The sequence below is a fragment of the Streptomyces sp. NPDC026522 genome (assembly GCF_055567555.1).
Window position 1 is genome coordinate 1 of the sequence record NZ_JBVHQF010000030.1, and the last position, 1,528, is coordinate 1,528.

The following is a 1,528-nucleotide window of genomic DNA, read 5'->3' on the forward strand; positions in this document are numbered from 1 at the left end:
CGGTCGTAGCCGATACGAGGAACCCCAGACGGCCGGTACGCGGCGACCGCGCTGGTCGCAGCCTCAGCGAGGGGCTGCGACCAGCGCTTTCCTAGCCCTGCTTGGCGATCTGCTCGACGATCCAGCCACCGAGCTCCGTGGTCATCAGGGTGTGCGGCTCGTTCTGCGAGGCCAGCTTGAAGCCGTCGAGTTCGCTCGTCTCCGGGTCGAGGCCGTCGATGTTCGCGTACAGGTCGGCGTTGGTGGTCACGTCGCGGATGGCGACGGCGCTGACGGAGGGGACGAACGAGTGGTCGCGGACGTGGGCGTCGGTCTTGAGCCCGAGGAGGGGAGACTGCTCGTTGAGCTTGTCGGCCAGGATGCCGAAGCCCTCCAGGGTGCCGCCGGGGGCCCCGTCGATCTCGGGCAGGTCGTCGGTCGGTACCTCCTTGGCCGGCGGCGGGGTCACCAGCCGCAGAGTCGCCACGAGTTGGTTGTCGCCGCTGCGCTGGGCGTAGAGGTGGGTGCCCAGGATGCTCAGGCCCTTGCCTTCGACCGCGTGGTCACCGGGCTTGATGCCGTTGCCCTGACCGGTTGAGACGCCGTTGGCGACGCCGATCTTGACGGGGATAGCGGGCCAGTTGCCCATGCGGTTCAGCTCGGCGAGGAGCTGTTCGCGCATCTCGTCCATGCTGGGCTTGCCGTCCCACTCCTCGATGTGCCAGGCCAGCAGCTGTCGGGCGGCCGGGCTGTTGATCTGGCGGGAGAAGCCGTCGTTGAGCTTGCGCGAGTAGTGCGCGAACGCCTGGAGGCCGAGGGGGATCCAGGCGCCGCGGTGCGGAGTGTCGTACGACCAGTACAGCCCGGTCTGGTGGTCGATCTGTTGGTCCTCCATCTTGGCGAGGGCGTAGCGGGTGACGAGGCCGCCCATGCTGAAGCCGCCGACGGCGAGCCGGTGGTCGCCCTGACGCTCGTTGCCGGCGCGCAGGATCACTTCGATCGCAGCGTCCGCATTCCGCTGGATGGCGGCGCTGCGCTCGTGGAAGCCGAGGACGATGACGTCGTGCCCGCGGCGGCGCAGCTCGCTGAAGAAGGCGTACTCCCCCCAGTCCAGGCCCTGCCACAGCATGTCGATGCTGCTCGGGCCCATGTTGAACCCGTCGGCGGCGATCACGGGCTTGGTCAGCCGGTCGTTGCCCTCGGCGTAGTAGACCCAGGCAGTGCCGCCGGGAAGATCCCACACGTCGTTCGTGACCGGCGGGATCTGGGTGGTGGGCTGACTGGGCCCAGGGGTCAGGATGATGGGCGAGGCGGCGAGGGCCTCACGGATCTGCTGCTCGGTGGCCTGCGGCTCACTCATGGACGGTCCCTTCACGATGGTTACGGAGCGCGCCTATCTGAGCACGGAAAGTAGTCGGCCATCCAGTGCTGTGCTCGCGGAGAGAGGGAAGCGGGGGGAGCGGTCGGGCCCACGATGACCGCAAAGACGTCAATACGGACATCCGTGTGGGTGATCATGCGAACGCATTTACGGTCCCAGCAGGGACCA

Annotated in this window: 1 protein-coding gene; it reads right to left on the minus strand. The window is 67.9% G+C overall.

The annotated features are described in order from the left end of the window. Window positions 1-91 precede the first annotated feature (91 nt). A complete protein-coding gene (locus tag ACZ4M3_RS35340; protein ID WP_467739743.1) occupies window positions 92-1,339 on the minus strand; it encodes an esterase/lipase family protein in 1,248 nt (415 codons plus the stop codon). Between the last annotated feature and the right edge of the window lie 189 nt (window positions 1,340-1,528).